The organism is Shewanella sp. MBTL60-007 (assembly GCF_019654915.1).
Taxonomy (GTDB): Bacteria; Pseudomonadota; Gammaproteobacteria; order Enterobacterales; family Shewanellaceae; genus Shewanella.
In genome coordinates this window covers 39,323-59,866 of sequence record NZ_BPET01000001.1, presented here as the reverse complement: position 1 = coordinate 59,866, position 20,544 = coordinate 39,323, and the positions used below count along the sequence as shown (strand labels likewise).

At 47.6% G+C, this 20,544-nt stretch carries 18 protein-coding genes; 1 reads left to right on the top strand and 17 read right to left on the bottom strand.

The genetic code is table 11. The features are described 5' to 3' along the window. Positions 1–82: 82 nt before the first annotated feature. From K5Q92_RS00285 to K5Q92_RS00230, 12 genes are all read right to left on the bottom strand, one after another. Positions 83–913: a carbon-nitrogen hydrolase family protein gene (locus K5Q92_RS00285; RefSeq protein ID WP_220767057.1), complete on the bottom strand. Its 831-nt coding sequence runs from the start codon at positions 911–913 to the stop codon at positions 83–85. After that, the gene (locus K5Q92_RS00280) at positions 837–5,114 is read right to left on the bottom strand and encodes a YhdP family protein (RefSeq protein ID WP_220767056.1); all 4,278 of its coding nucleotides are present in this window, start codon (positions 5,112–5,114) and stop codon (positions 837–839) included. The genes K5Q92_RS00285 and K5Q92_RS00280 overlap by 77 nt, the downstream gene beginning before the upstream one ends. Next, entirely contained in the window at positions 5,114–6,580 is a 1,467-nt protein-coding gene (gene rng, locus K5Q92_RS00275) for a ribonuclease G (protein ID WP_374758423.1), read from the bottom strand. Before rng ends, K5Q92_RS00280 begins: the two co-directional genes overlap by 1 nt. A gap of 201 nt (positions 6,581–6,781) precedes the next feature. Further along, the gene (locus K5Q92_RS00270; protein ID WP_220767054.1) at positions 6,782–7,378 is read right to left on the bottom strand and encodes a nucleoside triphosphate pyrophosphatase; all 597 of its coding nucleotides are present in this window, start codon (positions 7,376–7,378) and stop codon (positions 6,782–6,784) included. A gap of 89 nt (positions 7,379–7,467) precedes the next feature. After that, on the bottom strand, positions 7,468–7,956 hold the full coding sequence (gene mreD / locus K5Q92_RS00265) for a rod shape-determining protein MreD (RefSeq protein WP_220767053.1): 489 nt from the start codon (positions 7,954–7,956) through the stop codon (positions 7,468–7,470). Then, a complete protein-coding gene (gene mreC, locus K5Q92_RS00260; protein ID WP_220767052.1) occupies positions 7,953–8,840 on the bottom strand; it encodes a rod shape-determining protein MreC in 888 nt (295 codons plus the stop codon). The genes mreD and mreC overlap by 4 nt, the downstream gene beginning before the upstream one ends. Positions 8,841–8,881: 41 nt before the next feature. After that, entirely contained in the window at positions 8,882–9,931 is a 1,050-nt protein-coding gene (locus K5Q92_RS00255; protein ID WP_220767051.1) for a rod shape-determining protein, read from the bottom strand. 172 nt (positions 9,932–10,103) lie between these two features. Next, positions 10,104–14,240, bottom strand: coding sequence for a DUF6701 domain-containing protein (locus K5Q92_RS00250; RefSeq protein ID WP_220767050.1), 4,137 nt, complete (start codon positions 14,238–14,240; stop codon positions 10,104–10,106). After that, positions 14,233–14,733, bottom strand: a complete 501-nt coding sequence (locus tag K5Q92_RS00245) for an MSHA biogenesis protein MshP (protein ID WP_220767049.1) — start codon at positions 14,731–14,733, stop codon at positions 14,233–14,235. The genes K5Q92_RS00250 and K5Q92_RS00245 overlap by 8 nt, the downstream gene beginning before the upstream one ends. After that, positions 14,723–15,613, bottom strand: coding sequence for a PilW family protein (locus K5Q92_RS00240; protein ID WP_220767048.1), 891 nt, complete (start codon positions 15,611–15,613; stop codon positions 14,723–14,725). The genes K5Q92_RS00245 and K5Q92_RS00240 overlap by 11 nt, the downstream gene beginning before the upstream one ends. Further along, a complete protein-coding gene (locus K5Q92_RS00235) occupies positions 15,613–16,164 on the bottom strand; it encodes a prepilin-type N-terminal cleavage/methylation domain-containing protein (protein WP_374758422.1) in 552 nt (183 codons plus the stop codon). The genes K5Q92_RS00240 and K5Q92_RS00235 overlap by 1 nt, the downstream gene beginning before the upstream one ends. Before the next feature lie 10 nt (positions 16,165–16,174). Further along, complete coding sequence (locus K5Q92_RS00230) at positions 16,175–16,651, bottom strand: Tfp pilus assembly protein FimT/FimU (protein WP_220767046.1); 477 nt, start codon at positions 16,649–16,651, stop codon at positions 16,175–16,177. Positions 16,652–16,778: 127 nt separating this feature from the next. On the opposite strand from K5Q92_RS00230, the gene K5Q92_RS00225 reads away from it, so the two are divergent. Then, positions 16,779–16,916, top strand: a complete 138-nt coding sequence (locus K5Q92_RS00225) for a hypothetical protein (protein WP_220767045.1) — start codon at positions 16,779–16,781, stop codon at positions 16,914–16,916. An 81-nt stretch (positions 16,917–16,997) separates the two neighbouring features. Here K5Q92_RS00225 and K5Q92_RS00220 read toward each other — a convergent pair whose 3' ends face one another. The 5 genes from K5Q92_RS00220 to K5Q92_RS00200 all read right to left on the bottom strand — a co-directional run bounded on the left by K5Q92_RS00220 (position 16,998) and on the right by K5Q92_RS00200 (position 20,542). Further along, positions 16,998–17,510, bottom strand: a complete 513-nt coding sequence (locus tag K5Q92_RS00220) for a prepilin-type N-terminal cleavage/methylation domain-containing protein (protein ID WP_220767044.1) — start codon at positions 17,508–17,510, stop codon at positions 16,998–17,000. A gap of 13 nt (positions 17,511–17,523) precedes the next feature. Next, positions 17,524–18,039: a prepilin-type N-terminal cleavage/methylation domain-containing protein gene (locus K5Q92_RS00215; RefSeq protein WP_220767043.1), complete on the bottom strand. Its 516-nt coding sequence runs from the start codon at positions 18,037–18,039 to the stop codon at positions 17,524–17,526. A gap of 94 nt (positions 18,040–18,133) precedes the next feature. Beyond that, a complete protein-coding gene (locus K5Q92_RS00210; RefSeq protein ID WP_220767042.1) occupies positions 18,134–18,742 on the bottom strand; it encodes a type II secretion system protein in 609 nt (202 codons plus the stop codon). Positions 18,743–18,811: 69 nt separating this feature from the next. Then, positions 18,812–19,303 (bottom strand): hypothetical protein, encoded by a 492-nt coding sequence (locus K5Q92_RS00205; protein ID WP_220767041.1) that lies wholly within the window; start codon positions 19,301–19,303, stop codon positions 18,812–18,814. An 18-nt stretch (positions 19,304–19,321) separates the two neighbouring features. Further along, positions 19,322–20,542 (bottom strand): type II secretion system F family protein, encoded by a 1,221-nt coding sequence (locus tag K5Q92_RS00200; RefSeq protein WP_220767040.1) that lies wholly within the window; start codon positions 20,540–20,542, stop codon positions 19,322–19,324. Between the last annotated feature and the right edge of the window lie 2 nt (positions 20,543–20,544).

Genomic DNA, 20,544 nt, shown 5'->3' with positions numbered 1-20,544 from the left:
CTCTCTTAATATTAATTCAATAAAGTACTGCGGCAGACCGAACACTCTCGGTGAGATTCTCGATTTACCCTGAATTTCTAGCCTATTTTAGCCTTGGTGATGCAAATCGATTATGAGTCATCACTGGCATTTTAGCGCGGATCCTTTGTAGGCTTTGCAGATCCACTTCGGCTTGTAGCCAACCAGTCTGTTGTTGCTTCTGTGCAATAACCTCTCCCCACGGACTGACTATCATACTTTGCCCCCAGGTCTCTCGGCTACCCTGATTATGTTGTCCCCACTGTGCAGCGCCTAAAATGAAACACTGGGTTTCGATAGCCCTTGCCTGTAATAGCACCTGCCAGTGCGCTTCGCCAGTCACCTTAGTAAATGCGGCTGGCACAGCAATCAATTCCGCCCCCGCCTCACGTAGCGCCCTGAAAAGATCAGGGAAGCGAATGTCATAGCAGATCGCCAATCCCAACTTCCCCATCGGGGTATCGACCACAACTATCTGCTTGCCAGGGCAAAAGGCATCGCTTTCACGATACTGCTTAGTGCCATCGGACACCTCGACATCGAATAGATGTAGCTTATCGTATTGGCCTAATACGCTGCCATCGGTATCGAATACATAACAGCGATTATAGACACGGCCATCTTCGGCCAAAATGGGAATGCTGCCCGCAACCATCACAACTCGATGGTGTTTAGCGAGCTCGGCTAGTGCCTGTTTGAGCGGGCTTTGCTCCGCATCGGTGGCATATTGCAGTTGTTGGCTTTCATGCCCGCCAAAGAGCAGACAACATTCCGGCAGCACCACCAGCTGTGGTTCATCCGCTTGACGGGGGAGCTGGCTAAGCTGCGATTCGATAAACGCTAGGTTGTCCGAAACGCTGCGGCTGCTTTGACATTGCAGTAGGCTGACTTGCATCTAACTCTCCCTTTTTATTTTCATCTAGCGAGCGCTTTGGTGTCGACTCAGTTTGAGTCTCACTTGGCTCAGCGTGCTTAGCTTGCTCACTTAGCTTCCCCTCTATCAGGGTTAGCTTTGCAGGCTCCTTGCTACTATCGACAAAATCAGTATTTGGTGGAGTAACAACCTTTAGCTCCACTCCTGATGCTTGCATGCCTGTTGCTGTTACAGCCTTAGAAGTAATCTTATTCTGAGGCTCCGCCTGAATACTCTCATCGGTGGCGGTTTGCCCTATGACTTGCGGCCCCACTGGCACCTGTTTTGTTTCAGGTTCTGTGACCTTCTTCGGTAGCACAGATTCAGGGATCTCAATCTCTTTACTCTTGCGCTCAAGCTCTTCAAGCTTCGGCTCAGACATGGTGCCCGTTAGCCTAAAGCGGATCTCAGAGATCACCTCAATCACAGGCTCGAGTACCTTAGTCAGCGCAAATGCCCCCAAACCGAAGGTCCAACCGCCAGTGCTGAGTAATACAACCGTGGGTACGCTAGAGGCCAGTTGCGGCACGAAGCGAATATCGTAATTTAGGCTCTCGGTGGTTAAGTCGGTATAGCCACGAACTCGCATATCACCAGCAACGGCTTTCATCTCGGTATCAGTGGTTTTTACCACACCGTTATCGAGCTTCAATGTACCGTAAAACGAGTCAAAATAGAGACCTTTACCGAAGACATCGGAAAAGTCCAATGACAGCTTTCTTAATAATGAGTCGAGACTGAACAGCGAGAAGATCCGTGCCCCTTTGTCACTGACCTCAGACAGATGCCCTTTACCTAACTCAAAACTCACATCGCCATTGAGTGTCTCTAACGAAAACGCATAGGGCGCGCCAACCCAAGAGATCTCGGCCTTTACCTCTGTCGGTGCATTCTTCAGTCCAGGATCGATACCTAGTTGCTCAGATAGGTAATCAAACTTATCGGCGTCTAGCGTGAGCTTAAATGAGGTTAAGTTCTTGCCTTCACTCATGTCCCAAGCACCAGTACCTTTCAGCTCTACATTAGGTGTCGTCATAGACACCGTCTGGATCTGATATGACTCCCCTTTTGGAGTCCCCTGCAGCACTAAGTGGCCTAAGGAGCGCCCATAAAGTGAGAAATCATCCACATCTATCGCCAGTGGCGGCAGGTTAGCCATGACGGTATCTGACGTATAATGAGCATTCTCTTCACTACGCATCTCGGGGGCCATATGGAATTTACTCGCCACCACTTTTAATCCCTGATCGACCCAGTTTGGATAGAAGTCGATGCGTCCATCAAGCTGCTGGGATCTGACATCGAAGCGCCAAGCATGCTCGGTAGGCGCTGCAGCAAAATGCATATCCTCTAGCGGCTGTCCCATAAAATCTAGCTTATTAAACTTTGCGTCAATAGATACCAAGGGCGGGAACAGCGACTTTTGCTCTAACTGAGTCGCATCGGCTGGTAGCACTGCGGCATCACTTTGACTGACAAAGCTTTGAATAATCGGCAGCCAAGGCGAAAACTCGGTGTTATCAAGCTCGATCTGTAGGTGACCTTGGCTTTTACGTAACTGATCTCCAGGCTTAAATAAGCGCCCTAAGAGTAGATCGAAGTGAGCAAGCGAATTCCCCGAGTTGGCATCGAAGCCCCCCCAAAATTCCAGCTGCTTATCCAGCTTAACCCCTAATGAGGCCTGCTTGTTATCACCGATAAGCTCTGCAACTAAATGCTTCGTCTCATCCTGTTTCTTACCTAATGGCGCCGGCAGCTTAAGCTCTGCCCCCACAAGGTCGGTTTCCACTCGCGCCTGAACCTGATAGCCCAATGGATCGAAGATCAGCATCAGATCGCCATTCCAATCAACTTGCCCTGAATAATAATCACTGAGAGGGTTATGTAATTCCTCAGGCAGATCAGCAAGCTGCCACTGACCGTTTAGGGTGACATCGACGCCATAGTTTTGATTCATGCTTTCGGTATTAAAGCTAAACTGCAGCGGCTGCTCATACATTAAGGCGTTAAGATTTGTCCCGGTGACGACATCATTGACAAACTGCACTTGGCCAGTGAGCTTCTCTAGCTGGATCCCCGGTTCTGTGATGTACACAGGCGTATCATTAAAGTTAACCGTACCTTTAATCACCTCAGACTCACCATCGTAAAGCGGGATCGATAAATCGATCTGACCTGTGATATCGCCGGCAATTTGAACCACATCGAGGGTGGCCCCCACAGAGTCCACCAGCGGTGATTTTTGGATCACCTCATTGGCGGCTTCCGCTGTGGTAGCCAGATCGGCTTTAACACTCAGCAAGCTCCTTTCACCTAAGGCTGGAATGCCAATATAGGCGCCATCGGCTTTGACATCGAGCAGCTGACCTCGGTTAACCCATAGATCCATGGCAGCGTTTTCAAATAGCGCCGATAGGTTGAGCTCATCAACGGCGGGCCAAGTGTCTTGAAACTCAAACGTAGCATCGGACAGAGTAAAGCCAGCTTGAAAAATACCGTCATGCAGAGCGTAGGGATAATCCGTAAATGCCCCATGCCATACCACGACTGCATCATCAGTCTTGCCAGCCTTGAGCGCCTCGGTAAGATAACTCACCAAGGAACCACTCATGCCTTTAAGCGGAAAATAGCTGTGAACATGGGCAACATCATTGATATCGACATTGGCCAGTAGTGCCATATGTACCGCATCGCTAAACTCTAAACGCAGACCCGCATCAATGTCTAAATCTGCATTGCTAAAATGCACCTTAGGTAACGTCAGCGCTAAGTCAGAAAAATTAAAGTCACCAGCAAACCCATCGCCTTGCAACACAATGGGCTCGGCGAAGCCACCATTAAAATCGACTGTGTACTGCTGTGTTGGCAGTGCAAAATACAGAGACTCATCATCGAGTTTCAACTTAGCATCGATCGGCTTGACGCCCGGAACAGAGCCACTCGCCTGCCAACCAACCTGCTGTAGGTTAAGTGCGACTTTAGGCTGTTTGAGCAGGCTATCCCAATGAGCTCTTAGCTGGGTAAGCTTGCCTGCAGGCTTAAGAGACTGCCAGTTATTCAGCGCATCGAGTTCGACACCAGGAATAAGAGGCAATAGCGGCAGCAACATGCTCAGTTCAAGCTGATTAAGACTGGCGTCGACCCCCTGATCGTTTTTTCTGGCATAAAGCTCAGCCGCTGGCCAAGGGTGGTCATTGGTTGAGAAATTAAGATCGTGACTGGCTAAGCTCCAGCCCTGCTCGTTGGGATGCCAAGTCATAGCACCCGACTCGATGGTAAACTGCTGTGGCTCATCATTGAGGAACCACTCTAGCCAGCTCGGTTGAAATTCAACGGTAACACCATCGATACTTCGGTTTGAAAAGCCAGCCCATGCCTGCAGGTTAACCACCCCTTCTAGTGGTAATCTCTTGCTGGTATCGAAGGGGTTAGGCTGCCTCGACGCCCACTCACCAATATCGAGGGAGCGTGCGGCTAAGTAAAACTGTCCAACCAGTGACTCGGGGCGATTACCATTTCCGTTAACGTCGACGCTAAGTGCCAGTTGCTCGACTTCAGAAGCCTCGGCATCGAGGAATAACTTGCCCTCGCCTCGGTGGCGATTATCGATATTGCGCCATTTCATATCTTTAATGAAGATGGGGCGATAGTCATGCTCTCTGCTCAAGAGCTGAAATCTAGCATCTGTAATTGAGAAGCGCTCAAGCTGCTCCAACAGTAATTTATAAAGCCAGTCAGTTTGCAACTTGGCATCTGCGTTGCGCGGCGTCATCGCCTTTAACTGGTCGAGATCTAAAGCTACGTTTACGCCATCGAAGATGACATCTTCAATTTGCGGTGTCGCGGTGATCAGCGTCTGCCAAAAATCCAGCTTCACATGCACTCGATTAAATAGCAGAGTGACAGGCAGGTTTTCCTGTGCAGGTAAAACAAAATTTTTGACCGTCAAGGCTGGACCATAGGCTTGCCATTCTGCGGCAAGCTGGCCAACTTCCACTTCAACCTGATACTCGGCTTTGACGAAAGCGACAAGTTCCATGCGCACTTGATCAAGCTGGGGCAGCAGCCCGCGAAACAGGCTGACCATCAAGGCGAAGAGCACTAGCACAATAGCTAGAAACTGCCCGCAAGCACGAGTGAAATTAAAGGTACGCTTTTTTGGCGAACAAGTTTCTGGTGGCACTACATTATCACCACATCAAATTTGTTCTGTGCATACATAGGTTCATTCTGTAACCGCACTCGCTTACCTATATAGACTTCAAGTTCGCCCAATAGATGACTCTCGTCCCCCTTAAGGCTTTGATAGACAGCTGGCGAACAGTACAGCAAAAACTCATCGGCATCGTAACCACGATTGAGACGAATGATCTCACGGAAGATCTCGTAGGAAACCGTTTCTACGGTTTTTAGATTACCTGTCCCTAAACAAGCCGGACACTCGCCGCAAAGCACATGCTCTAAACTTTCACGAGTGCGTTTACGGGTCATCTCCACTAAGCCTAGGCCGGAGAAGCCGCTAATATTGGTCTTGACTCTATCTTTAGAAAGCGCACTTTCTAGACTGGCTAGCACTCGCTTCTTATGCTCGGCGTTTAGCATATCGATAAAATCAATAATGATGATCCCACCTAAGTTACGCAGGCGTAGCTGACGAGCAATCGCGTGAGTAGCTTCGAGGTTGATATTGAAAATCGTTTCTTCTAGATTACGATGCCCTACAAAAGCGCCGGTATTGATATCAACGGTGGTCATCGCCTCGGTCTGATCGATGATCAGATAGCCACCGGATTTAAGCTCAACCTTACGACCAAGCGCGCGCTGCACTTCATTCTCGACATCATAGAGGTCGAAAATAGGCACGGGACCTGTGTAATGCTCAAGCTTATCGGCAATCTCTGGCATAAACTCTTGGGCAAACTGCTGCAGTTCTTCGTAAGTTTGATTAGAGTCAACCTGAATTTGATCCAGCTCCGTACCCACAAAGTCGCGTACGATACGCACAGGCAAGGCAAGATCTTGGTACAGTAGAGAGACACCGCGACGCTTACGACGTTCGCTGACTTTAGCCCAGACTCGTCTTAAAAATCCGGCGTCCTGTACTAACTCATCTTCACCGGCACTCTCGGCAGCAGTGCGAATAATAAATCCACCGTCATCGTCGACAAAGGGTTGAGTAAGCTTCTTGAGCCGTGCGCGGACCTCCTCAGACTCAATACGCTGTGAAACGCCAACATGGCTAGAACCCGGCATAAAGACTAAGTAGCGGGAAGGCAGAGTGATATCGGTAGTTAAGCGTGCGCCCTTGGTACCCAGTGGATCTTTAACCACCTGCACCATGATGTCTTGCCCCTGCCTCACTAGCTCGGCAATATCGCGCACAACAAAGTTGCCTTTCTCAACATCGGCGACACACTCGGTATGAGGCACAATATCAGAAGCGTGTAAAAATGCGGCCTTATCTAAACCAATATCGACAAAGGCGGCCTGCATACCGGGTAGTACACGGCTCACTTTGCCCTTATAAATGTTGCCCACCAAACCACGCTTCATGCGTCGCTCGATATGAACCTCTTGCAGAACACCGTGCTCCACTAATGCTACTCGAGCTTCTGTAGGTGTTACATTGATTAAGAGTTCAGAGCCTATCTTTCTCTGTCCTCGGTTTTGCGCGATTCGACTTCTACTCACAACTCACCCCACTCAGGGAAATAGCTTAATTTAAAAAGGATTTGGCGTAGCTTGTGATCTGGCAATATTGGGCAAAGAGCCAATACTGCCAGTTAGAGTCTGCGATGAACGATAGTCTATAGCTTGGCAATTAAAGCCTATTTTTACTGATTTTTATGGCTATAAAACTTGCATCTCACACAACAACGCACGGGTTTCTACCAAAGGTAACCCAACTACCGCGGAATAACTGCCCTCGATAGCTTCAACAAAATTTCCACCCAGCCCTTGGATCCCGTAGGCTCCGGCTTTATCCATCGGCTCACCCGTCGCGATATAACTAAGTATATCGGCTTGAGTTAACTCGCAAAATTGTACCTTAGTGGTGACTAGACGGCTGACGGTTTTAATGCCATCGGTTAACGCTACTGCAGTCATCACTCGATGCGACTGACCCGAAAGGCTCGCCAAGATCGCCGCCGCATCGGCTTCATCTTTAGGCTTACCTAAAATCGTCTCGCCCTGTACCACTATGGTGTCTGATCCCAACACTACTGCTTGCTTGTCTGTACCAAACAAGGCTAGACCTGCCAAGGCTTTCTCTTGAGCTAAACGCAGCACAAATGTGTCAGCAGACTCACCGCTCTTATGGCTCTCATCGATATCGGCCGCTAATATTTCAAACTCGAATGGCACATCTGCTTTAGTATTTAAAAAAGCTAACTGGCTTAACAACTCTTTACGACGAGGCGAGCCCGAAGCAAGTACTAACTTCATACACAGTACCCTTCTATGATTCTAACTAGGCTAACGTAGTCGAAAATGACAATCACTAAGTCAGCCAAGGAAAGCAAATAAATAGTGGATTATCGAACCTTATACAGACGTCTTACTCGGCGTAAGACCCAAAAGATCCATGGCCACATCACTAGACTCGAAAATGCTGGATAGAACAAACTAACATCGAACACCGCACTACCAGTTACAAACTGCACCCAAAATACCACTAGGTTATAGAGCGCGACCAACATAGCCACCAATAGTGCCTGCTGCCACATTGGGAAGTTACGTAGCCGCTGAAAATGCAGAACCACCACATAAACAACAACCGACATCGCAAATGCGCGAATGCCTAAGGTTGCCCCAAGCAGAATATCGAGCATCACCCCGAGTACCCAAGCGGTCAAAATATTGTAGCGATGAGGCAATGCCATCGCCCAATAGATAATGACGAGCAGCAACCAACTTGGACGCCAAGCCTCTACCATATCTGGCAGCGGCATAATTTGGAACAACATTGCCACCAATAGGCTTAGCCAAACGACCCAACGGCCATTTGCCACATGTAAACTCATTGTGCGACCTCCTGACTCGCCTTCATGGCTTCTTCAACCCCCTTTGGAGGGGTAAGATCTTTGCCGTCAGACTCAATATCAGGCCATAGTAATAACAGGTAACGAATTCTATCTAGTGCTGCTAACGGCTGAGCGATCACGGTGGCGTAGCTCTGTCCGTCATCTTTTTCGACACTCATAACACGGGCCACTGGATAGCCTTCAGGAAAGCGTTTACCTAGACCCGAAGAAACCAATAGATCGCCTACACGCACGTCTGTACTCTTGGCGACATGTCTCATCTCTAGCTCATCAAGCACACCCGTTCCGACCGCCATTAGGCGCACATCGTTACGGGTGATCCTAACAGGAATGCCATGGGAGGCATCCGATAACAATAATACTCGGCTGGTTAACTCACTGACCTGCACTACCTGACCAACGACACCTTGGGCATCGACCACAGGTTGGCCAACAAATACACCGCTACGTGCACCGTGGTTTAATACCACATATTGATGGAAAGGATCGCTCGCCACTTCCATCACTTCTGCAACCACCTTCTTAGCGTCCATATGCACTGGAGAACCGAGTAGGCTACGTAAGCGATCGTTTTCTTGGCGCAGATGTTCAAAACGCTGTAAACGTTCGCTCATCAGAAGTTGATGACGCAATAACTCTTTATTTTGCTTAGCCAACATGTTGCGCGTTGCTAAGCTTTCGGCGGAGAGATCGAGCAGAGCGCCGGGAATGTTTGCCACATATTGCAATGGGCTTAACAGTGAGGAGAGAGAGTTACGCACAGGCTCTAGCCTGTCGTTAGCGACAAGCAGAATCACTGACATAATCACTGCCAGCATGAGTCTAAATTGATTGGAAATACCGCGAACAAAAATAGGCTTCATAACAAACTAGGGCGGTTAAACACCGCCCCTTTTAACCGTGGTTAGTTTTCTTCAGAGAACAGGTCGCCGCCGTGCATATCGATCATCTCTAAAGCTCTACCACCACCGCGTGCCACACAAGTCAATGGATCATCTGCGATCATCACAGGAATGCCCGTCTCTTGCATTAGTAGGCGGTCAAGATCGCGGATCAAAGCACCACCACCGGTCAACACCATGCCGCGCTCAGAGATATCTGACGCCAACTCTGGAGGAGACTGCTCTAGTGCCACCATAACAGCACTGACGATGCCAGATAGTGGCTCTTGCAATGCTTCTAAAATTTCGTTGCTGTTTAGGGTAAAACTGCGCGGTACACCTTCTGCAAGGTTACGACCGCGTACTTCAATTTCTAATACTTCATCGCCTGGATATGCAGTACCGATTGTGTGTTTGATACGCTCAGCTGTCGCTTCACCAATCAAGCTTCCGTAGTTACGACGCACATAGTTGATGATTGCGTCATCAAACTTGTCACCACCGATGCGAACAGACGATGAGTAAACCACACCGTTTAGCGAGATAATCGCAACTTCTGTAGTACCACCACCAATATCGACAACCATAGAACCAGTTGCTTCAGAAACAGGCAGACCTGCACCGATTGCCGCCGCCATTGGCTCTTCAATCAAATAAACTTCACGAGCACCTGCGCCCATGGCTGATTCACGGATCGCACGACGTTCAACTTGTGTTGCGCCAACAGGCACACATACTAAGACGCGAGGGCTTGGTCGGAATACGCTGTTGTTATGAACTTGCTTGATGAAATGCTGTAGCATTTTTTCAGTGACATAAAAGTCGGCAATAACGCCATCTTTCATTGGACGAATGGCTTGAATGTTCCCAGGAGTACGACCTAGCATCTGCTTTGCTTCAGTACCGACGGCCGCAACCGACTTTTGACCTGAACCCGTGCGCTCACCACGGATAGCAACCACCGAAGGTTCGTTTAGCACAATGCCTTCTTCACGGACGTAAATTAGCGTATTTGCTGTACCCAAATCGATCGAAAGATCATTAGAAAAAATGCCGCGTAGCTTCTTGAACATGTAACCAGCCTGTCTCTGTGGAGTCATAGAAAAAAGAAATCAGGTAACTTTATCACGCTTCTTAAAATCCACAAGACCGAAGAGGTTAACAATTGCTAATGAAACCCTGTTTTTTGCGATATACAGCCCAAAGAGCGAGTCAATAACTTGTCTCCCCCCTTGTTACTGACAATTAGTTAACTTCTCGCCAATAAATAATCCGGTCATGACCACGGTAAGTCCCAAAATAGGCGGTCGCTCGTGGGTCTTGTAATGCGCTACTTGCGCCAAAACTCCAATACCATTGCAGCCACTTATCGAGATGCTGCTGCAGACCCACTTCGCCATCGGCGTGGGGGGCTGGGAAATAGATAAAGCTGTTACCTAGACCGATAGTTCCTGCCTTGCCCGTTCCTCCCGGGCGAGTAAAGCCTTGAACGCCTTCCAGCCCAGCATCGGGAGACAGGTACAAGCCAATATCGGCAGACTCTGTCGCACTGGTAGTATCGAAAATCGAGCAGTTATCTTCTGTATTGGTGAGCCACTCGCCGCTAGCCCCAACATACTGGGTTCCGACCTCTAGACGCAGCTCTTCCGATGATGGGCCATAAGCATTTTGCATCACAAAGCGGCCGTAACGCAGCGCAAAAACATCGTCTTTAGCGATATCGTCAAAGGTAAAGCCAATACAAGCTCCGACGGCGCTGTCTTGGTAACAAATACCATCCTTATCTGTCACATCAGCCTTCGATAGTTCTAAGTCAAACTGACCATTAAAGGGAACCGCCAACGATGCAGTGCGGCCATAATGCAGCTGTGCACCGCTTAGGTAAGCCCGCTGCACACTATTGGTCTCATTAAGCGGATAGTATTCCACTGTGCCTGAAATTGGCGACTCATCCGCAATCAGCAAGGCAGCGCCATCCGTTGAGGTTGCGCCTGAAGTATCGCTGTAGCTACGATCTAGCCACTGTTTGCCATGATAACGCCACCAGTCACCGACTTGATAGTTATTGGTGATCGCCCCGCTCTTGCTCTTACCTATGATAGACAGGGTTGGTTCATCACCAGTAGAGAAACCAAATGGCTGGTCCATATAGGTAAAGCTGCCACACTGCGCCGCAAGATGAGGAGTGTTGGCCGTCACGGTTAAGTAGTAAGGCGAGAAGCGGCCAAAGATCTCGCTGCTTGAATTGGTTTCAGGGATCGAGGCGCCGAGATAATTCAGCTCACCATCGAGTGCAACACTTATCGCTCCCACCTCAGAGTATGTCTGGTTAGCCAGTCTTAGGGGAGCGCTGTTAGTTTTAGTAAAGCTCAAGCTTGTTCGGCCTAGCCCTCCAAGACCGCCGTCTTTAATGTCTCCATTAGTGACTAAGGGGGCCTGTAATACAGGCTTAATTTTTAAATCTGTAAACCTAAAGTTTTTAAGCGCAGGGCGATCTTTATAGGGCTTACCGTCATCGGTGCCACAAACCGCCTTAACATCCATCTTAAAATCATCGCCAGCCTTGGCGAATAGCTCACAACTCGCCCCCGTGCAACCATTACTGCCAGAGTTATTGAAAAAGTGGAAACCATCGGGCTTAGCCACAAATTGATCGCTATGTTCGAGTATCAAGGTTTCACTGGTGCTACCATCTGGCGACTCGATAACTTCTGTCAGTGTTGCCGCAAGCTCCACCTTACCAGCCTCTGGATAATTCACATTCAGCAGCGCTTTACCATTGGCATCGAAGTGAACTTGAAGCTCTTCACTCGAACCGCCTGCAATCACTTTGCTGGCATGAGGTGCATTGAGACTGTTGATGGTTAAATTGGCGGCCTCGTTAATGCCAGTGGCATCTGGCGTAATATAGTTAAACGCCATCGAAAGCGGTTTAGTTTGATTAGCAAATAGCGGTACACATTGCTGGGTGGTTTCATCTTTCTTGACCGCAAATAACTCGAAGTTATTGGAGTTTTTACAGGCGGTAGAATCATCGATGTTAAAGTAGATGCCACTGTCTTCAAAGTTGAGCTGACATTGAGCATTGGTAACCAGGTTACCATCGATATAGCAGCTGTAGTCGGCACTAGGTACTGTCGCTCCCAAGCCTAAGGTCACTAACCCACCTTGTGGATGCCAAACCTCAGTACTAGTACTCCCCGTAAAAGTTTCGCTGCTATAGTTGGCACCATTCTTAGTCAGGGTGACAAAAGCGGGATCCGTCAACAGCGAACTACAGTTATTGTCTGCGCAGGCCTGAATCGCCACCGATTTAGCGGCGCAGCTAAGCGCACCGGAATCGAAGCTAATTCGGTAGTGATTCACCGCAGGTGGCTCAGCGGCGTATTCAAATGCAAAATAACCTATGCTCTCTGCCAGATGGCTACGTTCACCATCTTGATGCTGATCTTCGTCTAGGGCAAAGCTTACCTGATTATTGAAGCTCTCTTTAGTGCAGCGTCTAACCCAGCCGCCATCACCACCACGACGTTGATTTTTATTGGCGATAGTTAAAGGCTGTGCGGTATAGGTTTGCTGGTAACTATTATTAAATGCGCATTGCTGGCTCAAGGTTCGAACAGAATTACCATTACCGTGGTTTAAGGCATTGGCAAACTCATACTTTAAGCTTTCACCATTGACTGTCATCTCACCTTGGCCCACACCAGCCACATAACCTAGAAGCTCAGGCCGAGTTATTCTAGAGCTCATTTCAGAGCCTTCAATGGCTATATCAAATTCAGAACCATCTGCATCGACATTATTAATCACAGTGGTGATAAAGCGATTATTATTATGGGTCAGTGTCTGACCAATCATCGCAGGTTGTAGACCAAATTTATGCTCAAACTCGATATTCTCATAACCTCGACCTGAACTTGGTAAGTTTTTGCCTTGATAAAGCCGAGTTGAAATAGAGCCTGCTTGTAGTGCCTTGCCTCGTTCTAAGAAACGATAGCCTGGTTCCATAACGAAATAATCCACCTTCTCCATTTTCTTATTTAGCACTTGCGATATGCCAGAGTTAACCTGCTTAATTGAAGCATTACTCGCACTCAAACTCTCGACTCGCACGGTTGACGAACGATCACCATTAGCATTGCTACCATCAATCGTTGGCATCACCATCACCACAGGTGGAGCTGAATAGCTGTTATTAAAGTTGATAACCGCGTTACCGCTGGCATCGAGTTCGGCTCGGCCAAATTCAAACTGCGGTGCTGGACAGGTCAACAGCTGACTAGCTGGAACTATCTCAAAACGCGTGGAAGAAGGCGTTTTCCAATACAGACGGAAAGCCTCAGCACCAAAGGTCTCATGAAACCTCAACTCTATGGTGTGAGCCCCTTGTTCTAGCGAGACCTTACCTTGGTAACGAGTGCAATCACAGGTCGAGTGAACGCCATAAAACCCTTTTATCACTTCACCGTCGATCAATAGCTCAATGGCATCATCACCATCGATAGCAAAGGTATACTCCCCCGTTTCAGGCGCCTCTATGTATCCTTCAAACACACCTAGATACAGATCTTGATCGACTGCGGCATTTGAATGTGGGTTAATACCATTACCTTTCTGATTTAAATCTGTTTCGATGGACTCGCCGATTTGATTCTCTGTCGTTCGGACCAAATTAACTAGCGTCTCAAACTCATTCGGATTCGCAGGACTGTAATTATCGGAATACCAAGGACGAGCATCATAGGTTCGATAAGTTAAGCCCTGAATGTTATTTTGGTCTGCAGGACATTGAGCTGGAATGGCTGGGTTGACAGGATCGTTATTACACATGCCCCCAAAGTCCGCATCCTCAATTGCGTCCTCGTCAAAATCTACGTCACCGTTACCAACTATCGATAAATTACCACCAGCGGCAAGCGCACCATCAATACTCGCATTACCCGCTATATTTACGTTTCCAGCTACGTAAACAATGCCATTTATACTATTCTGTCCAGCAATGCTAAAGTCGCCATAGACATAAATAATAAGATCTTCAGTTTCACCGAAAACATTCAGGTGCGCACCGTTAAGATTGAGGCTGTCAAAATACAAGCGTGTGGTTGTACCATTGGTATAAATAAAGTTGCCTTGCTTTAACTCACTATCACCAAAATAAAAATCTCCAGGCTGAAAAAAGTGAGTAGGACTGCAACCTCGCTTATTACAAATTAGCTCACCTAAGTAGGGTAAATTAGGAGGTGGGGTCAGCCCTGGATCATGATTTCCCGTAGGTGGATCGGTAAAAATTTCATCACACTGTGGAACCGCAAAAGCAGATGCAGAAACTAATGTCGCAATAGCAAATAAACAACCAAAAAACAGCCTAAGTTTAATCACGTGCTTCGACCTCCACCTGACGGCTCACTCGAATACAACTGGCATCGCTATCGCTACCAGAATCACATTGCCCTGTACTACAGGTCGCGGTACTGGTAATAAGATATTGAGTCATATTATTTTGCGGTAAATTCGTAGTCACTGATGAGCAGGTCATGACCACGCTGCAGCCATTAAATCCAACGAGCCCAGTTGCAGTTCCTATATTCCATGTGGTTTGGGGAGGGCAACTCCCGGCACTACCATCGACAGGAAACAGCGCCGCTAAGGCGCGATCGGCACCACTATTCGCCGCAGCAAAAGCGCGAGTACCCCACACCTCAAGACTTATCTCTTGATCCGCATCATCAAGCACATTTATCAATGTCGCAGCCAAAAGAAACATTACGGTGATAATGAATACACCGATCACCAAGGCGCTCCCCGTTTGTTTAGAACGCTTAGATAGTTGGCAGCCTTGGCTACTGAATGAAAAGTCTCGGTTAAGGGACATTTATCACCTGCACTTGATGATGATATTGAAAACTCTGCCCTTGCACATCAAACAATGGATTCAGATGCACCATGGCGTTATTACGTAGCGTTCCGGGAGTATAGGCGATGGGGCTATTACGACCGATGGTATTGACCACGTTCTCGGCCATTAACACTCCCGTGCCCATATCAGCTGGCGATGGCTGCAGAACTGGGTGATTAAAACCGTAGCCCGAATAGCGTTTTAACAGACTTAACTCCGAAGTCACCTGCTCGAAGCAGTAACTCACGGCCCCTTGAACACCAAAATAACGCTGTCTTGGTGAAGCCTCATCGAAGCGCACCGCTCGACCAAAGTCGACGCGACTATCGTTCGTTGTATTGGCGGTAATGGAGTCAATACTAAATAGCTTTCCCTGCGTTATTGAAGCGCTCGTTGCAGTGTACACATCGGCAGGAGTTAGAGGATAAATCAATAGAAACTGGTTCGCAGTCAAAGGGGCTGTTGCACTCGACTGCATTAAGGTGCCAAATTGCGAGGCGGGGGCTGGTGCAATAGGCATATCGATATAAGACGCACTCGATGTTATAGGCATCATCTCGATGCACTGCCAAGCACCATCACCACTATCACGCACTCGAATACTGTTAGGCACTGTATTACGAATATCACGAGTCATTCGCTCTATGGCGAAACGGCTCTGGCTCATGACTTGATCAACCGAGGTTGCATCGATAAAAACTCGGGTGCCAAAAATTAAAAAACTACTCACACCAAGCACTAAGACACCTAGGATGATGATCACAGTGACCATCTCAACTAAGGTAAAGCCTTGGCTCTTTCGCTGCTTCAATGCTACCAATTGCAATCGCGAAGCTTGACGTATTAACGTATTCATTAATAGTTGCTCCTAATCGCATTGAAAGTCATCACCTCACCATTTGGCGTGGTGACATTAATGGTAACAAGCTTAGTATTTAAATTAGGTAAGTTGTCATAGGCAACCAAGACTTCTAGGCCGTAGTTAATATAGCGATCGGCATAGGGTTCACTGCTGTTGAGCATATTGCTGTTAATGTTTAGCCCGCTATAGTCATCGACATCGTTATAGTCATTACGAGCCTCGGTCACGCCAGCAACGGTATCTGGCCCCAAATTCGCTGGTGCGGTACAAGGCAGACCTGCGGGTAATCCAAATGCTGGTTTTGCTGGCGCACCACAAGCAGGTACGCCGCCATTCGAATTGGTGTTTTGATCGTAACGCTTACCCCAGATCTCATTCAAAATAGAATGGGCAAGTTCAGCTGAACGCACTCGATGTAAGGTATCTGCGGCGCGCTCTGCCTGCGGAAACAACATGGTACTCAGCAACACAAAGGCGATACTGATCACCACCATTCCCACAACTAACTCGACTAAGGTAAACGCCCTTTGAGTTTGTCGTTTCATCGATAAGAGTCTATTGGCCATCATGGATATAACCTTCAGATTCTATCGCAAGGAAGAGTGTCTCATCGGCAATCACACTAATACAGTTACCACTGCAACGCGCACCGTTCACTATAGGTACGCCCTGTTGGTTAAATTCAATATTAAAGGTATTAGCTCCGCCATTGAGCAAAGCCAAGCTCGCGCCCCCTTGAAACACTTGCGGAGCATCGGTGCGTACAGGTGTGCCACTGCAGGCACCATTAAAACGCGAGACTTGATAATTTTTATCGGTAACAGACAAACGGTAACAACGATCTTGATTGTTCATCGCCATCATCTGCACCTTACGTAGCTCACTGATAAATTCATCTCGCAAGGTAAAGGCGCTGTAACTTGAAGAGGTCAGCAGCCGAGGAATAACCACCACAGAGAGAATGGCAATAAGGATTATCGTGGTCACTAGCTCCACTAATGTAAAGCCTGTGTGTCGCTGCGCTCTATGCATTGAACTTCCTGATTGATTCAGCGGTGTTTATTATTCATTACCGTTTCGCTTCGAAGCTAAGACTAGAATCTAGATCCTAGAACGCCGCTTTGCGACGGCTAGAGCGGGCTACGCCCTGCTAGAAAAGATGAAACTGCAAGCTGGTGTCATTCCGGCTTTTCCGGCTTTTCCGGCTTTTCCGGCTTTTCCGGCTTTTCCGGCTTTTCCGGCTTTTCCGGCTTTTCCGGCTTTTCGCCATCTTAAAGCTGATTTTCCAACAGTTTAATAATTATGGCAAATAAAGCCACAATAAACGGTCTAGATACAAAAAAGGCCTGCGAGGCAGGCCTTTTTTAATAGAGACTTATTAACAGTCAGTATCTTCTACCTCATACTGAGGAGACGTTGTCGATGTTGCTGGCGTATATTTGATATAACACTTCTTCGTTGCATCACCGTAACGTGGCGATCCTGCTTGATAAATTTCCGATGCAGATGCCGCATTCGCACCTTCTTTAACATACCAGTCAAAGCCAGCTGTTTCAGAGTTACTCATACTCACATCTAGAGCATTCTTTAACTGAGCCGCAGAAGAAACTAAATAACCGTAATTAGTAGTAGCATTAGTACCAGTACCAATATCCACAGATCCTAATGTGGTCCCATCTGCAGAGCCTTTCTTCTCTTCACCAGCAATTGCAGCCTTAGAGAAAACCAATGAGTTAGCGCCTTGCAAAGCGCCTTTCATACCTTGAAGGGTCGATGCACGCGCATCGCTCTGCAGGTTAATGAACTTAGGTGCAGCGGTCACAGCCAAGATACCTAGGATGATGATCACAACCACTAATTCGATTAGGGTAAAACCACTTTGCTTTTGCATTTAAAAAGTCCTATTAACAGCCAGTATCAACAATTACGTAAGTAGGCGTAGTTGTAGCTGTAGCTTCAGTGTATGTTAATTGACAGGTGTTGCTATCATTAGGAGCGCCAACTTGACTGATAACCATAGTACCCGGTGCATTGGCGGTACCCGCTGTAACAGTGTAAATCCAATCAGCATTACCAGGCGTTGCTACTGGTGCAAACGAGGCATCAATAGCAGTATTAAAATCAGTGCCTGTTGCTAATAAATAACCAAATAGAGTCTTTACATTAATCGGAGCAGCTTCAGTTCCGATATTGACATCAGTCCCGGTAATAACGCTCGCTCGCTCATCACCAGCTAGCGCAGCCTTAGCGAATACTAGGCCGTTAGCGCCTTGAATGGCACCTTTAACACCTTGCAGTGCTGACGCACGAGCATCACTTTGTAGATTGATAAACTTAGGCGCAGCAGTCACTGCCAAGATACCCAAAATAATAATAACGACCACTAATTCAATTAGTGTAAAACCATTTTGCTTTTGCATATAAATATCCTCAATCACATAACATGTACGGCAAACACTAAAAGCCTGCGAGCCGTAAACAATTAACTTTTACTGTTAACCAGCAACTGCTTGCTTAGTCGATAAAACTTGCCACTTGACCAGACCCTGGGTTGTAAGTCACCCCTTTGCCAGCTAAGTTACTTAGATCAGTTAAATCTTCAGTAGGCTTACCATCCTGTGGATTTAACACCAGTGATGAGGCTAGGTAATACAAACAAACATCAAGATCGCTAACTTGCACGCCATCTATGGTATTTGAACTGCCACCCGCTCCTTTTGCCACGCTCACTACATATCTTGCTTTACGCGCATCTTCTCCTGAGCCTACGCTTCGTGGTGCATTTTGTAAAACAAGATCAAATACTTCTTGGCACGTACCTTCTGTCATAGCTTTAGCATCGGTATTACTCGATCCCGTTGGATAGCCGAAACGAGTATCTAATGCTACTGTGGTGCCATCTAATAACACGGTATTGTTACGGCGACCGTCCACTTCCCACTGTGAGCGAACAAAGCTCACTGCAGTACTTAAGCCACCTGCTACGCCGTCTACACTGGCATCTTCAGCATCATCAGTTACGTTTAAAAAACGTGGAATAGCCGTCGCGGCTAATAAACCTAAGATCACGATAACTATGACTAATTCAATAAGGGAGAAGCCCTTTTGATACTGTTGTTTCATTTTACCCCCAGTGTTGTATGCGGCTATTCTAGCAGTTTGTTAAAATTAGAAAACAGATAATTTCACTCTTTAGCCACCTTGCGTCAAAAAAATGACCCGCCCAGAGGTGGTTTGATAGCTAATACTTTCACCTGACTCGCCAATAAATCGGCAAACACCCGTATCAGGATTGAATCGTGTTTCAATTTGTTGCGCATAACCCGGACCCAACAATTCCATCAATAATAGACGACAACCAGCAACACTTGTCTCATTTGGTACAGGCCAGCCCCCCGCAGCCATGCGCACTTGGCCTGTGGACGTGGCATGTTTAGGACTATCTGAATACCAATCGAGGATCAAGATCTCCGGTTTGCTACGCATCAGCCATTGAGAGCGAGCGACCCCCAGTACATTGAGTAAGCGTGTATGTTCAACTTGCATACTGGGCCGACTCAGCTGCTTAATACTGCCAAAGTAATTAAAAGCTAAGTAAAACAATACAATTAACAAAATGATTAAGGCAATAACCTTGCCATAAACGCTAATCAACTCTTCATCGGCTTTTTGTTGATTAAGCACAACCTTGTTCTCGCGTCATCAGCTACCGCCCTTAACGACATTAAGCATGTCCCACATAGGCAGGTAGATCCCCAGTGCTAAGACCAACACGATACAGGCAACAAAGCCGATCAAGATAGGCTCCAGCTTGGCGGTTAAATTCTTAAGATCGTAGTCGACTTCGCCCTCGTAAAAATCGGCGGCATCGTTAAGTAGTTGATCAATTTGCCCCGTTTCTTCGCCTACGGCCACCATCTGCAACACAAGTGGGGTAAATAGTTGACAGTTATTCGACACCCTGAGCATAGACTCACCTGACTCAATACCACGGCGCATTCCAACGATACGGTCGTGCATATAAGCATTATCGACCGCATCAGCGACTAAACTGAGTGCCTGAGTCATAGGTACACCAGCGCTCAACATCATCGAGAAACTACGACAATAGCGAGACAGGGTCGAACGTTCGATAATGCTGCCTACAGCGGGAATATTGAGTTTCCACTTGTCCCACTGCTTTTCACCTTTCTCGGTACTATGCCAATAGCGAATCCCCACGAAACCAGCCAGCAGCACCACAATCATCGCGGGCCAATAGTTAACGAATACATTAGAAGTATTGATTAACAGTTTAGTCGCCCAGGGGAGATCGGCACCAAATCGAGAAAACATCTCGGCAAACTTAGGGATCACCATGATGTTGAGGATCACCATGGCAATAGCGATAGCGATCAATACAAAGATCGGATAACGCATAGCGGCTTTGATACGCCTGCGTGTTTCCTGCTCACGCTCGATATAGCCTGCAAGTTGAATAAACGCATCTTCCAACTTACCCGTGTTCTCACCCACATGAACCATAGAAACAAACAGCGCGTCGAATACATCCGGATGCTGGTTCATCGCTGATGATAGAGGGCGACCTGAAGTTAGCTGTTCTGAAATATCATCCAGCGCCTCTTTCATACGCGCCGAATGCGTCGTTTCAGAAAGGCCGGCGATCGCACGTAAGATCGGGATCCCTGAGCGCGTCAAAGAATACATCTGGCGGGTAAAGATCTGCAGCTCATCTAATGCAACCTTACCTTTAAATAAAGCCTTAAAGCTAAACTCTTTAACCTCTTTTGCTACTGTCAACTCCAGCGGGATCACCCCACGAGACATCAACTGATCTGCGGCAGCACTTTCGGAGCTAGCATCTAGTACCCCTTTAACCTGCTCGCCTTGAGCGCTACGACCGCGATAGCGATATGTTGGCATGA